The organism is Pseudonocardia xishanensis, assembly GCF_039541715.1.
In the GTDB taxonomy this organism is placed as follows: domain Bacteria; phylum Actinomycetota; class Actinomycetes; order Mycobacteriales; family Pseudonocardiaceae; genus Pseudonocardia; species Pseudonocardia xishanensis.
The window spans coordinates 184088-201988 of the sequence record NZ_BAABGT010000099.1; the positions used below are offsets into that span (position 1 = coordinate 184088).

A 17901-nucleotide genomic window follows, 5' to 3' on the forward strand; every position below is an offset into this window, starting at 1 on the left:
CTCAGTCCAAGGGGTGGTCGAGCAGGTAGGCGTACTGCTGACCGGAATGCAGGTCGCGCTCCTCCACGCCACCCTGCGGACTGCGGCGGGGGTAGGAAATCTTCAGGACCCGCAGTTGCGGCACTGGGTAGAGCGAGATCGCCGCCGGGTCGATCCGGTAGATCGCACCGATCGCCTCGGCGCTCAGTGCCGGACTCTCGGCGTACTGGTCATAGTTCTCCTGGGTATCGAACATCAGGTCGATGGTGACCCAGAAGGGGCCTGCCACCTTCGACCGTACCTGCCGACAGACGTCCTTGACCCGGGTCGCTCCGCTCGTCGCAGTCATCAGGCCACCTCGGCCTTCGCGGCCTCGAACAGCTCCATGCGGACCAGCTCCATCGGGTCGTCGACCCCGACGACGTGGTTGAGGGCGAACTCGTAGACCGGACCGCGGTCGACGTGTCCAGGGGTGAACGGCCAGCCGTAGCTCGGCAGCTCCATCCCCGCCCGTAGCGGCATGTGGAAGAAGTAGGGGTTGCAGGCCTTGGCGATCTCGCTGGCCAGCTCCTGCGTCGGCGCGGTCACGACGCACATCAGGCCGATCTCGAGCGGGACCGAGCCCGCAGGCGGGGCCATACCGCTGACGCCGTTCCAGCCGTACATGCGCAACGAGATGTCGAAGATCTCAGGGTCGGCTCCGGTCGCGGACACAGCGCGGTCCTGCAGGACGCCTGCCATCTTGTCGTGAAACGCCTGCGGCTCGGCCAACACGTCGGGATCAGCGATGCCGACGAGCATGATGGTCTGGAACAGGTGCCCGGTGGCCCCCTCCAGCTTCATCGTGTACGGCTGCGGCTCCCATCGCGATCCCGTCACCCGCACCCGTGAGTCGGTAAGCTGGTGGTACTCGCAGCCGGTGACGTCCAGCGTGCCGCCCGGCTCGGTCAACCTCCACGGATTCTTGTTCTCGTAGAGCAGGTGGCTCGCGACCCCGTGCGCATGGGCCTGGAAGGCCGGGTCGACCGGCTCGATCTCGAAGCCTTCACCGTCGAGCTCGACGATGACGCCCCGCTGCCCGGTGCCCGCGGTGGTCGCCTGCGCGCCGCACTCGGCCACCTTGCCTGCGTGCCAGGCCGGTCCGGCCGGGGCACCCTTCCAGAGCGCGAAGGCCGCGATCACCGCGGGGTCGGAGGTGCGGCCACCGATGATGATGTCGGAGCCGGCCTCCAGGGCGGCGTGGTAGGGCTCCGGCCCCATCAGCGCCACAATGTGCAGGCACCGGTCCACCACCGCGACGTCGAGGTCGCCGAGCGGCGGGAGGTTGGTGACTCTGCCTTCCGCGAGCTTCTGCTTGACCAGCGCCTTCTGCTGCTCGGAGTAAAGGAGCGCGATCTTCGGCTCGTAGCCACGCTCACGAGCGATCTCAAGGACGATGTCACGGGTCCAGTCGACGTTCCGATCGCCGCCTGCCTGGGCGGCGGTACCGATGAGGAGCGGGATCCCGGCGCGTTGCTGGGCACCCATCAGCAGCGCGAGGTCCCGCTTCACCGAGCCGCGGTCGTTCTTGGAGACCCCTTGGGCGAGATACGCCGCGCCGGCATCGGTCGAGCCCGCGTCCAGCGCGATTGCGTGTGGGTCGTGCGCGAGGGCGTGATCGACCTCCTCGGCGAACATCCCCACCCCCAGGGAACCCTGGGGCACATAGACCCGGACCGTGCGGTCCTCGGTCATCGTCATCTGCGTTCCTTCCCTGTGCTGCCTGGTCAGTGCTGTCTGGTCAGTGCTGGTTGGGCGGGATGGTGCTGCCGGTCATCCCGACCAGGAAGTCGAGGTCGCAGCCCTCGTGTGCCTGGTTGACGGAGTCGACGTAGAGCTTCGAGTAGCCGCGGGTCGGTTTCGACTCGCGGGCGGCCCCATCGGCCTGCCGTGCTGCGATCTCCTCGTCGGACACGAGCAGCTCGAGGCTGCGGGCGGCGACGTCGAGCTCGATGAGGTCACCGTCGCGGACGGCGCCGAGCACTCCGCCCGCCGCCGCCTCGGGCGAGACATGTAGGACGACCGTGCCGTACGACGTCCCGCTCATCCTGGCGTCGGAGATCCGCACCATGTCGGTGACGCCCTGAGCGAGCAGCTTCGCGGGGATCGGCATCATGCCGAGCTCGGGCATGCCCGGGTAGCCTTGCGGCCCACAGTTCTTCAGGACCATCACCGAGCCTGCGTCGATCTCGAGCTCGGGGTCGTCGACCCGCGCGTTCAGGTCGGCGGCGTCCTCGAAGACGACGGCCGGGCCGCGGTGCTTCAGCAGCCGCGGATCAGCGGCCGACGGCTTGATCACCGCGCCCTCGGGGCAGAGGTTGCCCCGCAGCACGGCGATACCCGAGTGGGACATGAACGGCTCGGCTGGGCTGAAGATCACGTCACGGCGGTGGCAGACGGCCCCGGCGTTGTTGTCGGCCAGGGTGCGGCCGGTGACAGTCAGCGCGTCACCGTCCAGCATGCCCGCCTCGCACATCTCCCGGATGACGACGGGCAGCCCGCCAGCCTCATGGAACTCCTGCATCAGGTAACGGCCCGACGGCTGGACGTTCACCAGTGTCGGGATCTCCTGGCCCAGGGTGTGCCAGTCCTCGATGTCGAGGGGCACCTCCATCCGTCGCGCGATCGCAGTGAGGTGGATGACCGCGTTGGTCGAGCCGCCGATGGCCGCGTTGACCTTGATGGCGTTCTCGAATGCGGTGCGGGTCAGCACCTTGTCGAGTGTCAGTCTCTCGCGAACCATGTCGACGATGCGGCGCCCGACCATACGGGCCAGCACCCGGCGACGTGCGTCGACGGCCGGGATGGCGGCGTTGTCGGGCAGCCCGACGCCCAGCGCCTCGACCATCGCCGCCATCGTGGAGCCGGTGCCCATCACGTTGCACACCCCGACGGTCCGGTTGAGGCAGGACTCCGCCTCCTCCACGTCCGCGATCGTGGCGCGTCCGGCGCGGACGTCGGCTCCGAGCTCCCACGCGTCCTTGATGCCGAAGGAGCGGCCGCGGAAACTGCCGTTGAGCATCGGCCCCGCCGACAGCCCGATGGTCGGAAGGTTGACGCTCGCGGCCCCCATCATCAGTCCGGGCGTGGTCTTGTCGCAGCCCATCATCAGAACGACGCCGTCGAGCGGGTTGGCGCGCAGCGTCTCCTCGACATCCATGCTGGCGAGGTTGCGCAGCAGCATCGCCGTCGGCCGGGTCAGAGTCTCTCCGGTCGAGATGACGGGGAACTCCATCGGCACCCCGCCTGCCTCGAGAATGCCCTCACGGACGTGCTGGGCGAGTTCTCGGAAGTGGGAGTTGCACGAGGTCAGGTCGGACCAGGTGTTGCAGATGCCGATGACGGGCCGACCGTCGAAGTGGTCGGCCGGGACGCCCCGGCTGCGGACCCAGGCGCGATGCACGAACCCTTGCACTCCCACGCCGCCGAACCAGTCCTGCGAGCGACGCTGTGCTGCAGGCTGCTCACTCACCGAGCTTCACCCCTGCCCGCTGCTGCCGGTCGCGGAGCCGCTGCAGCTCAGGCAGATAGCCGATGGAGTCCGGCTCGAGCGTCGTCCCGAAGTTGCGCGCGACGCAGGACTGCAGCACGTACAGGCCGTAGACCAGGATCAGGTCGGTGATCCCCTCACGGCCGAACTGGTCGAACCGCTCCCAGTTCGCGTCCGAGATCCGGTTGCCGTCGTACATCTCGTCGACGGCGCTGACAACGACGCGGTCGAGATCCTGCAGGTGCGTGCTGTCGGGGCCCTCGGCGACGCCGAGGAGCTCCTCGTCCGTGATGCCGATCTTGAGGCCGGCCTTGCGGTGCTGTGACCAGAGGTACTCGCTGTCGCAGCGCCACACGGTGCGCATGCAGGCGATCTGCCAGACCCGCACCGGCAGGCACGTGTCGTCAATGGCGCGCTTCCCGAAGGGCGCCATCGCGGCGAGGAAGGTCGGATAGTTCATCATCGCCTTCTGCAGCTTCGACGTGGACGGCTTCCCGCGTCGCCCCATTCGGCTCGCCTGCTCGGTCTGGCGTGGACTGAGCAGGGTGTAGTCGACCTCGAACACACGTTGGGGCACTACCCGCGAAGCCTGGTGTCCTGCCCCGTCCGCAACCAGCGCCTCGCGCCGCAGGCCCCAGCCAGTGCTGCCCGGCTCCAGCTGGACGCCCATGCTGTTGGTCGCCGCGCAGAGGGTGAGTATGAAGCTGTAGGTCGTCATCAAGTCCAGCAGCGCGTTCGGTCCGAGGCGGTCGATGCGATACCACTTCTCCTCGGTGAGGTGGTGGGTGAAGTGCAGCTCGTCGACCGCCTCCACCACGTGCGTCTCGACGCTGGTCAGGACGGAGTCGTACGACGCCGTCGCGACGGCCGTGATCTCGGCGTCGGTGAGCCCGCGGATCAGCGCCTCGGCGCGGGCCTCGGACCAGACGTACTCGCCGTCGCACAGCCATGCCGTGCGCAGCGCGGCCAGCACCGCGAGCCGCGGACCGAGGTCGTTGGTGAGCGTGACGCGGGTGCCGATGCGACCGATCGATCGGGCGAACTCGGGGTAGTGCCAGAAGGTCCGCATCATCGCTGAAGCGCCTTCCTCGCCGTGCGGGCCCATTTTGGTGCGGACCTGCTGCTGGCGCTCGTCGAGCTGGTCGGGCTCGGCGGGCGGGATGCGGTTCGGGAAGGGCATGAGAGAACTCCTGGATCGGGACAGGGCGCGGGGCGGAGTGGGGTGGGGCGGGGCGGGGCGGCGCTTGTTCCGCCGCGCACAGCGGCGTGGCTAGAGCAGCGGCGGGACGATGGCCTCGATGAGATGGGGGCCGGGTTCGGCGAAGGCGCGCCGTAGCTGCTCGGCGAGCTCCTCGGCGGTGGTGGCCCGGCCGGCGGGCACGCCCATACCCTCGGCGATCTTGGTGAAGTCGAGGTCGGGCCGGGCCAGGTCGAGCAGCGCATTCGCCCGCGGCCCATCGCCGGTCGCACCGACTCGCTGCAGCTCCAGGCGCAGGATCGCGTAGGCACTGTTGTTCAGGACGACGGTGGTGACATCAAGCCGCTCGCGTGCCTGGGTCCACAGCGCGGCGACGGTGTACATCGCGCTGCCGTCGGCCTGCAGGTTGAGGACGGGCCGGTCCGGGGCCGCGATCGCCGCGCCGGTGGCCACGGGCATCCCGAAGCCGATCGCGCCTCCGGTCAGGGTCAGCACGTCGTGCCGGGGCGCGCCGGCTGTCGCGGCCGGGAGCGTCAGCCCGGAGGTGTGGGCCTCGTCGGCGACGATCGCGCCCTCGGGCAGCAGCGCGCCGACGACCTCGACCCAGCTCTGCAACGTGAGCGGCCCGGTCGGCAGCTCCGGTCGCGACGGCTCCTGGAGCATCGGCTCGGTGTCGGGGGCGACCAGATCGGCGACTGCCGCCAGCGCCGCGACGACGTCTTGGGAGCGGTCGGCGAGTACGTGCACCCGCGCTCCCGAGGGGACCAGGTCGCCGGCCCGGTCGGGGTAGGCGAAGAACGATGCCGGCGCCGCGGCTCCGGCGAGCACTACGTGGGCGGCGCCCGCGAGCTGATGCTCGGCCTGCTCGGCCAGGTAGCCGAGCCGCTCTACGCTCGGTACGCCGGCCCCGCGCTCGATCCGGGCCGGGAAGGTCTCGGTGAAGAGCCGCGCCCCGGTTGATACGGCGATCCGGCTGGCGGCGCGCAGGCCTGGTTCACGGCAGGCGCGACCGCCGATCAGCAGCACGACCGACTCTCCGCTGGTCAGGACGCTGACCACGCCCTGCACCGTCGCCGGGTCGGCAGCGGGAGTGTCCGGCGCCTGCAGCGCCTCTGCCACGACGCCACCCTCACCCCAGGAGGCGTCGGCCGGCAGGATCAGGGTCGAGACCCGACCGGGCGGCTCACTGGCCGCCCGCACCGCCGCCATCGCGTCGGCGCCCACCTTCTCGGCGGCGGTCGAGCGGCGGATCCAGCCCTCGAGGTTTCGAGCCAGGGTCTCGATGTCGGAGGTGAGCGGGGCGTCGTACGGCAGGTGGTGCGTCGCGTGGTCGCCCACGATGTTGACCACCGGGCTGTTGGCGCGACGTGCGTTGTGCAGGTTGGCCAGCCCGTTGCCGAGGCCGGGCCCGAGATGCAGGAGGGTGACCGCCGGCTTGTCGGCGATCCGGGCGTAACCGTCGCCCGCACCGGTCACGACACCCTCGGAGAGAGCGAGCACGCCGCGCATCTCGGTGACGTCGTCGAGCGCGGCCACGAAGTGCATCTCCGACGTCCCCGGGTTGGCGAAGCAGACATCGACTCCTGCGCCGATGAGTGAGCGGATCAATGACTGGGCGCCGTTCATCGCACTCATCCGAATGCGTCAGACCGCGGCGGGCAGGATGCCCGGGTTGAGGATGCCCGCGGGGTCGAAGGCGGCCTTGATCCGGCGCATCAAGGCGATCTTCGCGGGATCCTCCAGCTCGAGGTAGTGGTCGGCGCGGGTCTGTCCGACGCCGTGCTCGCCGGAGAGCGCTCCGCCGAGCTCGAGTCCGAGGGCGAAGACGTCACTCAGCAGCTTGCGACGCTGGTCGTCGTCGGGACAGAACACGCCGAGGTGCACGTTGCCGTCGCCGGCGTGACCGCACCCGGCTACCGTGGCGTGGTACGTCTCGGCGAGGGCCTGCGTGCGGCGCAGTAAGGCCGGCATCTGCGAGCGGGGTACGACGACGTCGATGATGTCGTCGACACCGACGGCCTTGGCGGTCCAGAACGACTTCTCCCGGGCCTCGACCAGGGTGCGGGCCGCCGAGCCCTGGAGGACATAAGCGTCGAGTGCACCACGATCCACAACGAGTCCGGCGAGTTCCTCCACATCGACATCGAGACGGTCCTTGTCTCTGCTCTCGAGAGCCACCATGAGGAAAGCGGCCGCCGATGCCCGCACCTTCTCGGCGATGCCGAGGTCGAGTTCGAGGAAGGCGCTGATCGCGTCGAGGGTGCGGTCGTCGATGTACTCGACGATGCTCGGCGACAGGCCGCTCGCGACGATTGCCGGTACGACCTCGAGCACGCCCTCTACGGTCTCGAACGGCGCCAGGACCGTCGCACCGTGCACGAGCCGAGGGTACAGCTTGACGATCACCTCGGTGACCACTGCCAGGCTGCCCTCCGACCCGATGATCAGTTGGGTCAGGTCGTAGCCGGTCGACACCTTCGAGATCCGACCGCCCGTTCGGATGATCTCACCGCTTGCCAACACGGCCTCGAGGCCGAGCACGTTGTGCCTCGTGACGCCGTACTTGACGGCGCGCATGCCACCGGCGTTGGTGCCGACGTTGCCGCCCACGGTGGCGCTAAGCTCACCCGGGTACACGGTGTACCTCAGCCCGACGGCTCCCGCCTCCTGGTCTAGCTCTGCGAGGGTCACGCCGGGCTGAACCACGGCGACATGGTTCTCGGTGTCGACCTCCAGCACCGCCTTCATCCGCTCGAAGGAGAGGACGAGGCCACCCGCGACCGGGCGGGCAGCACCCGACAGTCCGGTCGCCGAGCCTCGCGGGGTGACGGGAACATCGAACCGAGTAGCGGCCACGAGCAGATCCGACACCTCCTGCGCAGTGGCAGGCCGGGCCACGTAGCCGGGTGCAATCGGCGGGGCGGTCAGCGCCTCGTCGTGGCCGTACTCCTGCGGGATCCGGGCTCCCACCACGAGGTGGTCCTCCCCCACGATTCCTGCAAAACACGCACTGACGTCGAACATTGCGTCCTTCCTGCTCGCACTCACCACAGAGCCGTGACGGGCCTCACAGAATTAGGCTAGGAAGTGCAGCGTCGTGAGGCGTCCCACCGTCCGGGGACCTCGACTCCCCCGTCCGGGGGTGTCTCTCTGGGATTGCCAAGCGGCTGCGACAGCCGAAGGCGCAGTCGGGACGCTAGGCGTCGTGTAGTGACGGCGGTCGCGGAGCATGGCGTAGATGACGTCGGTGCGTCGGGGAGGCGAGATGGATCAATGAGACCCCGCCGCCGCGGTGCAGGGACCGGTCGCGACCAGCTGATCGCGGCGGGGATCCTCACCGACGTATGCGTTGCGTTAGTGGCGATGTCCGGGATCGCTCGGGGCAACCAGGTGCACGCCGTCCTCGACGCGTCGGGCACGTGGAACGACCTGGCCTCCCAGGCCGCTGCGCTGCGGATGCAGGCCACGGGCGTGACGCTGAACAGCAGCGTCGCGGTGTCGGCCGAGCTGCTCCACGACTGGCGCGAGCAGGGCGATGCGGAGACGGTGGGCACCTTGACCGGGCACGCGCTGCCGTTCTACGGATCGCTGGTCTCCTTCGTCGCCTGCCGGGCGCAGCCGACTGGTGTGTGACCGCACCTCGTCCGCCGAAGATCCGGGGCCGACCTCCAGCGAGGCCGGGACCACTCCGCCCGTCCGGTGGCCGGGAGGCCATGACTCGAGAGTGATGAACACGATGACACGTCCGGTTCTGTTCGGGGCCGACGCCGATCCGGTGTGGCAGCCGAATGACGCCCCGGTCCACCGCGTGCTCACGGCGGAACGGCTCGGACTCGATCTCGTCACGGTGCAGGACCACCCCTACCAGGCGCGTTCTACGACACCTGGACCCTGGTGACCTACCTCGTCGCACGCACCGAGCGGATCACGGTGGTCCCCACCGTGTCGTCGCTCCCGTTGTGGCCCCCGGCCGTCCTGGCCAAGTCCGCCGCAAGCCTGGACGCACTCTCCGTGGGCGGATCCAGCTCGGGCTCGGCGCTGGGTCCTTTTAGGACGCGGTCGCGGCAATGGGCGGCCTGCGGCGAGACAGGAAGGAAGCCGTCGACGCGCTCGCCGAGTCCGTCGACGTCGTCCGGGCGATGTGGAGCGGGAAGCGTGCGCACGACGGGCGAGCACTACTCGCTGGCCGGGTACCTCCAGGCCCCCGGCCCGGGCCTGGGTCTGAACCTCGGCGCCTACAGTCAGTAACGCTGGCGCTCACCGGCTCCGGCGCCGACGGGTGGTTGCCTCGCATGCGTATCTCGGGCTGGATCGGCTCGGTGAGGCCGTCCGCCGGATAGACGACGCCGCTAGCGCGGCCGACCGTGACCCGGCGAGCCTGCGCAAGATCTACAACGTATCGGGGCGCATCGGGCGGCGACCGCGGTGCGTTCGACGGTCCGCTGAGCCGCTGGCGGGACGACGTGCTGACCGTTGTGGTCGAGCACGGCATGAACGCTGGCGCCGGGGAGGACCACGACCGTCAGCTCACCGTCTTCGCCGAGGAGCTCGTCCCACTCGTGCGGGAGGCACTCGCGACGATCTGAGTGCCGGGCCGTGGTCATCTGGCTCCGCGGGCTCGCAGGTCCGCCAGGGATTCGCACCGTCGAACGCCTACCCGTGCGCCGACGGGGGCAGCGTGGTGATCGCCGGGAACGGCGACGGAATCTTCCGCCGGCTCATGACGGTGTTGGGGCGCCCCGACCTCGCCGACGACTCGGACCTGGGCGGCAACGCCGGGCGGTGGGCGCGCCGGGACGAGCTGGACGAGGCCGTCGGCGCGTGGACGGCTGCACGCCCACGGGCGGAGGTGCTCGCGGCGATGGACCGGGCCGAGATCCCGGCCGAACCGATCTACACCGCCGCCGACATCTGCGCGGACCCACAGTTCCAGGCCCTCAACATGATCCAGTACTTCGCGGTCGACACCGGCGGGGCCGAGGATGCGCGGGTGGGCTTCCCGGGAATTGTCCCGGCGTACGGGGACGTCTCGTGCCGATCCGACACCTCGGACCCGATCTGGGCGAGAACACCGCCGAGGTCCTGGGTCGATGAGTCCGCTTCTGCGGGACGTGACGTTGCGCGACGGTTGCAGCTGTCCGGCCACCCGCTGCCCACCTCGCGCAAGGTCGACCTCGTCCGCGAGCTACTGGCCACCGGGGTCCCCGAGCTGGAGATCGGATCGCTCGCAAGACCCGATCTCGTCCCACCGCTGGCCGACACCCTGGACGTGGTCGCTGCCCTGGAGCCCGAGGAGCTCGAGAGGTGCTGGCTGTGGGTGGCCACACCCCGGCACGTCGAGAGGGCGATGGCAGTCGGTGCGCGGAACGTCCAGTACTGCCTTTCCGTGTCCGACGCCCACAACCGCGCCAACATCGGCCGCGACACCGAGGCGAGCCTGGCCGCCCGCAGGAACCGAGGACGAGCAGCACCGGCAGGGCGAGGGTGGCCAAGGCCATGCGGGGCTTCATGTCCGGATCATCCCCACACCAAGCGACCGCGGTCACACCGGGCACGACGGGTGCGCCACATCGAGGGTCACCCACACCGGCCATACGCTCAGCCACCGCCCAGCATTCGTCGGACCGGCGCCTCGTTGTCGCGGGTCCGACACACGAGACCGTTAGCGGCACGCCGTGACGCTCTTGCACACCGCGATGATCACCGGCAGGATTCCGCCGTGCGAGCGCTTCTGGCGACCTTCGGCTCGTTGGGCCTGGTGGTGGGCCTGGTCTGCGCCGCGCTCACCCCGTACGTGACCCCCGAACCGGTCATCTCGATGCCGATGCCACGGGCGAACGCGTATGAGTCCGCGCTCAGCATCAGCTACGACTGGTCCCCCAGTCTCGCGATCCTCCCGGCCTCCGGGCTACTTCTCGGGCTCCTCCTCGGCGTCGCCTTACACCTCAGAGGGTGGTGGCTCCGCCGAGCGTGACATCCGCTCAACGGCCCAGTCGGACTTGGAAGGCGCCGTAACCCCACGCCCGTCCGTCGAGTCACCGTTTTGGTCACCGCTTACGACTGGCCACCGTGTCTCTGAGCGACCACCACACAAGATCCTCAACGGCGGAATGTGCGGCTGACCAGCAGGATGACCGACCGTGGAACCTGGGCGATCAACCGACTCCCCTCCAGCGGGTTCTCGGTTCAAGTCCGAGGCGGTGTACCAGTTTTCGCAGGTCAAGCTTCTGCGCGCAGTCACCCCGGGCTCCAGTGGAGATCATTCCCGACGCTTTGCCCGTCGAATACTCGGTCTCGTCTTCAGTCGTGCTCGGCGATCACCGACCCGCGCCGTCAGCGGGGAACTCTCAGCGCCGGCGGGTGCGGGTGGCGGCGACGGGGTCGACGGTGGACCAGTCGGCGGCCAGCGCGATGCTCTCGGCGCGGCCGGAGGTGACGTGGTCGAACATCAGGCGGGCGGCGAGATCGGGTTCGCCGGTGGCAACGGCGTCATAGATGTCGTGGTGTTCCTCGCATTGCAGGACGAGGTCGCGGCGGTGGGTGAGGGCGAACAGCCACTGGGTGCGGGCGGCGAGCGGCCCCATCATCGTCGACAGCAGCGGGTTGGCGGCGAGGTCGACCAGCACGCGGTGAAAGCCGGAGTTCGCGGCGGCGATCTCGGGATCGTCCCCGCGGGCGATCGCCGCCTCCGCGAGGTCCATCTGCTCGCGCAGCCGGGCGAGGCCGGGTTCGGCGGCCCGGTCGGCGGCGAGGCGGACGGCGAGGACCTCAAGGGACTCCCGTACGTCGAACAGGTCCCGCACGTCGGCAGCGGTGAACGGGGCCACGACCGCGCCCTGCCGCGGCACCAGGACGACGAGCCCGTCGCTCTGCAGGGCCTGCAGAGCCTCGCGCAGCGGGATGCGGGACACCTGCAGCTCGGCGGCGAGATCGCGTTCGACGAGCCGCTCGCCGGGCTGGTAGGTGAGGGTGACGATCCGGCGGCGCAGCTCGGCGTAGGTGGTGTCGCGCAGCGAGCCGGTCACGGTCACCACCGTAGCCGTCACGGGCCCAGGTCCAGCGCGAGCGCGGCGTAGGCGAGGTCCTGCAGCGCCACACCGACGGAGTTGAACAGCGTGATCTCCTCCCGGCTCGTCCGCCCGGGTGCCTGCCCGGCGAGGACGGCGCCGAGCTCGACGCCGAAGTGTTCGGGGGTGGTGCTGCCGTCGGCGATCGAGAGCAGCACCTCCCCGGACTTGGCCAGCTGGATCTCGCGGCTGTCGACGACGACGGTGGCCCGCGCCATCCCCGCGGAGTCGATCTCGCGGTGGTCCGGCCGCGGTGGCGCACCGACGGCATTGACGTGCAGGCCGGGGTGGAACCAGGCTCCTTCGACGACGGGGGTGTGGGCGGGGGTGACGGTGCAGAGCACGTCGCAGGCCTGCACGGCGGCCCGCGGGCTGTCCGCGGCCCGAACCGTGATCGCCGGGACCCCGTCGGCGGCCTCGCGCTTGCGCAGGGCGGTGCGGAACTCGGCCACCCGCTCCGCGGTGCGGGACCAGACCACGACCTCGTGCAGGTCGCGGACCCGGCGCAGCGCGGCGACGTGCTCGACGGCGAGTGGTCCGGCACCGATCACACCGAGTACCCGGGCGTCGGGGCGGGCCAGCGCGTCGGTGGCCACCGCGGTGGCCGCGGCCGTGCGTTCCCGAGTGATCCGGCCCCCGGATAGCACCGCCCGGCGGGTGCCGGTGCGGGCGTCGAGCACGACGACGGTGGACTGCTGGGCAGGCCCGTCCCCGGGCCCGTTGCCGCGGGCGTCGGTGAGGATCTTGACCGCGGTCAGCCCCAGCCGGTGCGAGGTCGCGATCATCGGCAGCAGCACGGTGTCCGGGCCCGTCGAGGTGAGCATCGGTACGGGCTGGACGGCCCGGCCGAGGGCCTCGTCGACGTGCACGGCCCGGACCGCGGCGATAAGGGCGTCGGTGTCGACCAGGCCGGCGAGGTCGTCGTCGGAGAGGATCCGCCCTGCCGATGATTCGCTCGCACGCTCGCTCATCGGTAGGCCTTCATGAAGCTGTCGTCGGCGAGCTCGTCGTAGCCGGGAGCCCGGGTGACCATGCGGTTCTCGGCGAGCATCCGCATCCAGCGGTCGGAGGCGGCAGGGTCGACGGCGACGGTCTCCCAGGTCCGCCCGGCCTTCATCTGATCGACGGCCTCGCGCAACACCGTGATGTCCTTGCCCGGCCAGCGGGCGGCCAGCACGCCGTCGATGGTGGCGGCGGGGACCTCGTGCAGCCGTGCCATGGACTCGGCGAGGCAGGACACGAAGCGGCTGATCCGGTCGCGCAGCTCCTCGACCCGGTCGGTTCGGACGTAGTAGACGCTGTTGGGCATCAGACCGCCGCTGTCCAGGTGCCGGAACACCACGTGCCCCCGGCCCGAGCGCTCCAGCTCGATGGCGGTCACCAGGTCCAGGACGATCGCGTCACCGAGCCCGGCGCCGAACAGCTCGACCAGCATCGGGCCGGACAGGTCGCGCACGAACGCGACGTCGTCGAGGTCGATCCCGGCCTCGCGGATCAGGCCCGCGGTCACGGCGTACGGGCCGCTGCCGCCCGCGCCCGGGGCGAGGACTACCTTGCCGACGAGGTCGGCGAGGGTGAAGTCCGGGGTGGGCTCCCGGGCGACGATCACCTTGGGGCAGGTGTGGTTGACCTGCCCGACGACCGTGACCCGGCGCGGGCTGCCTGCGTACATGCCGGGCACCCACAGCCCGCCCAGCGCGAGGTCGGCGGTACCGGAGTCCAGGTCGTCGAGGACCCCCGTCCACGGGTCGCGGTCCCGCGAGGTCACCGTCAGGTCGGCGTCGGCGAAGATCCCGGTGACGTCGGCCAGGTACTCGGGCAGGTAGTTGAGTCCGTTGGCGGTGGCGGAGATGCGCAGCTGATCCATGGCGGGGTCCTCGGTCGGGTCAGGCCGCGGCGGCGGCGAGGGTGGGCACGGGGGCGTTCTCGTTGGCCTGCTCCAGCGTGCGGCCCCGGGTCTCGGGGGCGAAGCGGGAGGCGACCACGAGCAGGGCGTACATCACCGCGACCATGCTGAACACCCCGGCCAGGCCGTAGGCGCCGAACAGGGCCACGGCGAGGAACGGCATCACCGCTCCGGCGATGTTGCCGATGCCGTTGACGATCGACGTGCCGCTGGCCCGCACCGCCGTCGGGAACAGCTCCGGCGACCACACGGCCAGCGTGGTGTTGGTGATCATCGTGAAGAACTGGAAGACCGCGCCCAGCACCAGGATCCACAGCGTGGTGTTGCCGAAGGCGGCGAACAGCACGGCGGTGGCACAGCCCAGCAGCGCGGCACCCCCGACGGCGGAGCGCCGCCCGACCCGCCCGGCGAGCAGCGCGGCCGCGACCGCGCCGAGCAGCGAACCGACGTTCATGATCATCGTGAAGAGCAGGCTCTCGGAGATCGAGTAGCCGCGGGCGACCAGCAGGGTCGGCATCAGGAAGTTCAGCGTGACCTGCGCACCGAAGGCCATCCAGGACGCCGCGCCGAGGGTCAGCGTGCGGGGCAGGACCGAGCGGGCGAAGACCGCGGCCGGCGACGACTTGAGCTGCCGCTGCGGGATGTCGGCCTCGGTCAGCGGACCGGTGGGCGGGGTCGCGGGAGCCCGCAGCGAGTCCGACGTGAGCGTGTTCAGCGACAGGTTGGCCTCGGCGACGCGCCCCTTGGACAGCAGGTAGCGCGGGGTCTCGGGCAGGAACCGGCGGTAGAACACGACCAGCAGGGCCGGGAGCGCGAGGAACAGGAACGTCCAGCGCCACACCGTGTCGTCGCCACCCAGCCCGGTCGCGAACGGGCCCAGGAGCAGGAAGAACAGGCCGTAGGACAGGAAGTTGCCCACGCCGCCGGACCCGATGTTCAGGGCGGCGACCAGCGCGCCGCGGCGCTTGGTGGACACCATCTCCGAGAGCATCGCGATCCCGATGGTGAACTCACCGCCCAGGCCGATACCGACGATCAACCGACTCGCCAACAGGATCTCGTAGTTCCACGCGACGGCGCTGAGCAGACCGCCGAGGGTGTAGATCAACAGGTTGACCGACAGCGCCGCGCGGCGGCCGTAGCGGTCCGCCAGCCAGCCCCCCGCCAGCCGGCCGATCAGGCCGCCGATCACCGTGAACGTGTTGATCAGGGTGAGCTCGTTGTCCCCGATCCCCAGCGACAGTTTGATGTTGGCACCCATGGCGCCCACCGAGTTCTGCTCCAGGGTGTCGAAGAACATCCCGGCCAGGATGAGCATGAGCACCCAGAACTGGGCCTTGGTGAAACCGGCCTTGTCGAGGGTGGTGGCGATGGTGCCGGAGGGCTGCTCCTCCGGAAGGTGACTGGCAGACATCGGATCGGACTCCACGTCGGGTGGGTGGCCCTCTCCCACCGGCGGTGAGGAGGGGCAGAACCAGCCGTGCAACGAACATGCATAGTGGTATACCGCTAATGTGGCAGACCGATGGCCCTGCGTTTCACCCACGTAACAGCGTTCGTATATCCACGCCCCGTGCGGACTTCGAGCGCCAACAAGCAGCGGGACCCGCCGCGAACCAGATGTCGGTCAGTCAGAGCCACCGGCAGCCGTCCGCCGTCGACGACGCACGAGCGAGTAAGCCCACGGGCGTGGCCACAGTTCGACCCGCCGCGAAGCCTCCGAGGTCACCGCTTTGCTCACCGCTTACAGCGGATCACCGTGACCAGCTGCCATCTCCGCCGATGATCAATTGGAGCCGCATAAGGCTTCTGACCAGCATGAACGAGGATCGGGGCCGGTGGTGGAACACCCGACTCCCCTCCAGCGGGTTCACGGTTCAAGTCCGTGGCGGTGTACGCAAACTAGCAGGTCAGACCGGTTGTCGGTCTGGCCTGTTAGCTTTTCCCGGAGATCCACTCAACGGAAACTCAACGAAAACCCCGTCCGGGAGGGGTACGCGATGGCTCGTCCTCCGCTTGAGCTCGGCTCGCATGGAGAGATCCAGGTCACCCGCGATGGCAGCCGCTGGCTCGCCCGCTGCCGATACCGCGACCTCGACGGCCGCACCCGCCAGCTCTCCCGCTGGGCGCCCACGAAAGCCACCGCGCAGAAGGCGATCCAGGACGCTCTCCGTGAGCGCAGCGGCGCGCCGCAGGCGATGGCGCTCGGCTCGCACTCCCGCTTCCGCGAGGCCTCCGAGGTCTGGTTCGCGAAGATCCAGGAGCGCCGAGCCGACTCCACCGCCGACACGTACGCCAACTGCCTCAAGAAGCAGGTCCTCCCCAAGCTCGGCGAGCTCCGCCTCATCGAGTGCACGGTCGCACGTCTCGACATCTTCTTCGCCGGCCTCGAGTCGGCCCGCAAGATGGTCAAGCTCCGGGACGGCTCGCACGAGGAGCGCCCCGCCCACGCCGCAAACACCCGACGCATGATCCGAGCAATCGTCTCGGGCGTCATGCAGCAGGCCGTCCTCAACCAGGTCATCCCGACCAACCCGGTCCGCGAGCTCGAACGCATCGAGACATCTCGTGGCCACAAGGCGACTCCCCCGCGCGGCCTCACCGTCGAGGAACGTCGCGGCCTCCTTGAGTTCGCCGACACCGACCAGGTCGCCGTACGCGCGGACATGCCGGACCTGATCCGCTTCGCCCTCGGCTCCGGCCTGCGCGTCGGCGAGATCTGCGCCGTCCGCTGGATGGACCTCGACCTCGACGGCCTCCGCATCGTCGGCCCGGGCGAGGCCCGCCGAGTCCCTGTGGTCGCCGTCCGCCAGAACGTCTACCCGATCAAGGGCAAGGGCCTCGTCGTCCACGACGGCAAGAGCGCTATGGCCCTCCGAGTCGTCCCACTCCCCCAGTTCGTCGTCACTCGCCTCCGCGCCCGCCAGGACCCACTCTTCGACCCCAGCTGGCCCCTCTTCGCCTCAGCGGGCCGCGACGGCACCCCGACCTACCGTTGGCCCGCCAACGTCCGCCGCAGCGTCCGCAGGATCCGCGAGAAGGTCGACCTCGACTGGATGACCCCCACACCTGGCGCCGCACCTACGCCACCATCCTCGACGACGAGATCACCCTCACCGACCGTGCCAAAGCCGACCTCATGGGCCAGGCCAAGTTCCTGAAGGACTCCGAGCGCGAGGAGATGGCGCTGCTCAAGGCACAGGGCCATGGCGTGCGTGCGATCGCCCGCGCGCTCGGGCGCGATCCCGGAACGGTCTCGCGTGAGCTGCGGCGCAACGCCGCGACCCGCGGCGGCAAGCCCGTGTACCGGGCGAGTGTCGCGCAGTGGAAGGCGCAAGTCGCTGCGCGGCGCCCGAAACCGGTGAAGCTGGCCGGCAACCCTCGACTGCGGGACTACGTCCAGACCAGGCTGAGCGGCCAGCTGAAGCGTCCTGATGGGACGGTCGTGGCCGGTCCGTCGACGACCTGGAAGGGGCTGAACAAGCCGCACCGCGCCGATCGGCGCTGGGCCACAGCCTGGAGCCCGGAGCAGATCTCACGGCGGCTGGTCCTCGACTTCCCCGACGATGACGACATGCGTATCAGCCACGAAGCCATCTACCAGTCGCTCTACATCCAGGGCCGCGGCGCGCTCCAGCGTGAGCTGGTGGCCTGTCTGCGCACCGGCCGCGCACTGCGCAAACCACGAGAACGGTCCCGGAACAGGCCACAGGGCCACGTCACTCCCGATGTCGTCCTGAGCCGGCGGCCCGCCGAGGCCGAGGACCGGGCGGTCCCCGGCCACTTACGGAGGGCGACCTGATCATCGGGCTGAACCGGTCCGCGATCGGCACCGTCGTCGAACGCAGCAGCCGCTACACGCTGCTGGTGCACCTTCCCCGGCTCGAGGGCTACGGCACCATCGCGCCGGTCAAGAACGGCCCCGCGCTGGGCGGCTACGGGGCCATCGCGATGAAAGACGCCCTCACCACCACCATGACCACGATGCCCGCCGAACTACTGCGCTCTCTGACCTGGGACCGCGGCAAAGAGCTCTCCGCCCACGCTCAGTTCAAAGTGGACACCGGTATCGCCGTCTACTTCGCCGACCCGCACTCGCCCTGGCAGCGCGGCACGAACGAGAACACCAACGGCCTGCTGCGACAGTACTTCCCCAAGGGCACCGTGAACCGTCCTGGCCGGTGGAGAGGCTCCTGATCTAGCAAGGAGACTGGAGCTGTGG

13 protein-coding genes and 3 pseudogenes are annotated in these 17901 nt (G+C 69.8%); 6 read left to right on the forward strand and 10 right to left on the reverse strand.

All coding sequences use genetic code 11. The annotated features are described in order from the left end of the window. Position 1 precedes the first annotated feature (1 nt). The 6 genes from ABD993_RS30530 to ABD993_RS30555 form a co-directional block, all read right to left on the reverse strand. Positions 2-328 carry a DUF4387 domain-containing protein gene (locus ABD993_RS30530; protein ID WP_345426149.1) on the reverse strand — a complete coding sequence of 109 codons (327 nt, stop codon included), beginning with the start codon at positions 326-328 and terminating at the stop codon, positions 2-4. Next, a complete protein-coding gene (locus tag ABD993_RS30535) occupies positions 328-1719 on the reverse strand; it encodes an acyclic terpene utilization AtuA family protein (RefSeq protein WP_345426151.1) in 1392 nt (463 codons plus the stop codon). Before ABD993_RS30535 ends, ABD993_RS30530 begins: the two co-directional genes overlap by 1 nt. Before the next feature lie 40 nt (positions 1720-1759). Next, the gene (locus tag ABD993_RS30540; protein WP_345426152.1) at positions 1760-3490 is read right to left on the reverse strand and encodes an IlvD/Edd family dehydratase; all 1731 of its coding nucleotides are present in this window, start codon (positions 3488-3490) and stop codon (positions 1760-1762) included. Then, a complete protein-coding gene (locus ABD993_RS30545; RefSeq protein ID WP_345426153.1) occupies positions 3483-4688 on the reverse strand; it encodes a carboxymuconolactone decarboxylase family protein in 1206 nt (401 codons plus the stop codon). The genes ABD993_RS30540 and ABD993_RS30545 overlap by 8 nt, the downstream gene beginning before the upstream one ends. Before the next feature lie 90 nt (positions 4689-4778). Continuing rightward, positions 4779-6332, reverse strand: a complete 1554-nt coding sequence (locus ABD993_RS30550; RefSeq protein ID WP_345426154.1) for an acetolactate synthase large subunit — start codon at positions 6330-6332, stop codon at positions 4779-4781. A gap of 18 nt (positions 6333-6350) precedes the next feature. Next, complete coding sequence (locus tag ABD993_RS30555) at positions 6351-7730, reverse strand: FAD-binding oxidoreductase (protein ID WP_345426156.1); 1380 nt, start codon at positions 7728-7730, stop codon at positions 6351-6353. Between the two features lie 249 nt (positions 7731-7979). On the opposite strand from ABD993_RS30555, the gene ABD993_RS30560 reads away from it, so the two are divergent. From ABD993_RS30560 to ABD993_RS30570, 4 genes and pseudogenes are all read left to right on the forward strand, one after another. After that, entirely contained in the window at positions 7980-8339 is a 360-nt protein-coding gene (locus ABD993_RS30560) for an isochorismatase family protein (RefSeq protein WP_345426158.1), read from the forward strand. A gap of 261 nt (positions 8340-8600) precedes the next feature. Then, positions 8601-8663 (forward strand): annotated as a pseudogene (locus ABD993_RS36975) (hypothetical protein); the annotation flags it as partial. 625 nt (positions 8664-9288) lie between these two features. After that, positions 9289-9621: pseudogene (locus ABD993_RS30565) on the forward strand (CoA transferase); the annotation flags it as partial. 804 nt (positions 9622-10425) lie between these two features. Next, positions 10426-10680 (forward strand): hypothetical protein, encoded by a 255-nt coding sequence (locus ABD993_RS30570; RefSeq protein ID WP_345426180.1) that lies wholly within the window; start codon positions 10426-10428, stop codon positions 10678-10680. 373 nt (positions 10681-11053) lie between these two features. Here the strand turns inward: ABD993_RS30570 and ABD993_RS30575 are convergent, their stop codons facing one another. Genes ABD993_RS30575 through ABD993_RS30590 form a run of 4 tightly spaced genes read right to left on the reverse strand, consistent with a single transcriptional unit; the run spans position 11054 to position 15093 of the window. Then, positions 11054-11731: a GntR family transcriptional regulator gene (locus ABD993_RS30575; protein WP_345426160.1), complete on the reverse strand. Its 678-nt coding sequence runs from the start codon at positions 11729-11731 to the stop codon at positions 11054-11056. 17 nt (positions 11732-11748) lie between these two features. Then, positions 11749-12744, reverse strand: a complete 996-nt coding sequence (locus ABD993_RS30580) for an ornithine cyclodeaminase family protein (protein ID WP_345426162.1) — start codon at positions 12742-12744, stop codon at positions 11749-11751. After that, the gene (locus ABD993_RS30585; RefSeq protein WP_345426164.1) at positions 12741-13640 is read right to left on the reverse strand and encodes an ABC transporter substrate-binding protein; all 900 of its coding nucleotides are present in this window, start codon (positions 13638-13640) and stop codon (positions 12741-12743) included. Before ABD993_RS30585 ends, ABD993_RS30580 begins: the two co-directional genes overlap by 4 nt. A gap of 19 nt (positions 13641-13659) precedes the next feature. Beyond that, positions 13660-15093: an MFS transporter gene (locus ABD993_RS30590; protein WP_345426166.1), complete on the reverse strand. Its 1434-nt coding sequence runs from the start codon at positions 15091-15093 to the stop codon at positions 13660-13662. Positions 15094-15679: 586 nt separating this feature from the next. Between ABD993_RS30590 and ABD993_RS30595 the strand changes: the two genes are divergently transcribed. Next, positions 15680-16840 carry a tyrosine-type recombinase/integrase gene (locus ABD993_RS30595; protein ID WP_425569192.1) on the forward strand — a complete coding sequence of 387 codons (1161 nt, stop codon included), beginning with the start codon at positions 15680-15682 and terminating at the stop codon, positions 16838-16840. Then, positions 16786-17843: pseudogene (locus ABD993_RS30600) on the forward strand (IS30 family transposase); the annotation flags it as partial. The gene ABD993_RS30595 and the pseudogene ABD993_RS30600, both read left to right, overlap by 55 nt. Positions 17844-17901 lie beyond the last annotated feature (58 nt).

Bases quoted from the DNA above. Each gene is read 5' to 3' on its own strand.
- ABD993_RS30535 (WP_345426151.1), bottom strand. From the start codon at position 1,719: ATGACGATGACCGAGGACCGCACGGTCCGGGTCTATGTGCCCCAGGGT.
- ABD993_RS30560 (WP_345426158.1), top strand. From the start codon at position 7,980: ATGAGACCCCGCCGCCGCGGTGCAGGGACCGGTCGCGACCAGCTGATC.
- ABD993_RS30590 (WP_345426166.1), bottom strand. From the start codon at position 15,093: ATGTCTGCCAGTCACCTTCCGGAGGAGCAGCCCTCCGGCACCATCGCC.
- ABD993_RS30585 (WP_345426164.1), bottom strand. From the start codon at position 13,640: ATGGATCAGCTGCGCATCTCCGCCACCGCCAACGGACTCAACTACCTG.
- ABD993_RS30595 (WP_425569192.1), top strand. From the start codon at position 15,680: ATGGCTCGTCCTCCGCTTGAGCTCGGCTCGCATGGAGAGATCCAGGTC.
- ABD993_RS30545 (WP_345426153.1), bottom strand. From the start codon at position 4,688: ATGCCCTTCCCGAACCGCATCCCGCCCGCCGAGCCCGACCAGCTCGAC.
- ABD993_RS30580 (WP_345426162.1), bottom strand. From the start codon at position 12,744: ATGAGCGAGCGTGCGAGCGAATCATCGGCAGGGCGGATCCTCTCCGAC.
- ABD993_RS30555 (WP_345426156.1), bottom strand. From the start codon at position 7,730: ATGTTCGACGTCAGTGCGTGTTTTGCAGGAATCGTGGGGGAGGACCAC.
- ABD993_RS30550 (WP_345426154.1), bottom strand. From the start codon at position 6,332: ATGAACGGCGCCCAGTCATTGATCCGCTCACTCATCGGCGCAGGAGTC.
- ABD993_RS30530 (WP_345426149.1), bottom strand. From the start codon at position 328: ATGACTGCGACGAGCGGAGCGACCCGGGTCAAGGACGTCTGTCGGCAG.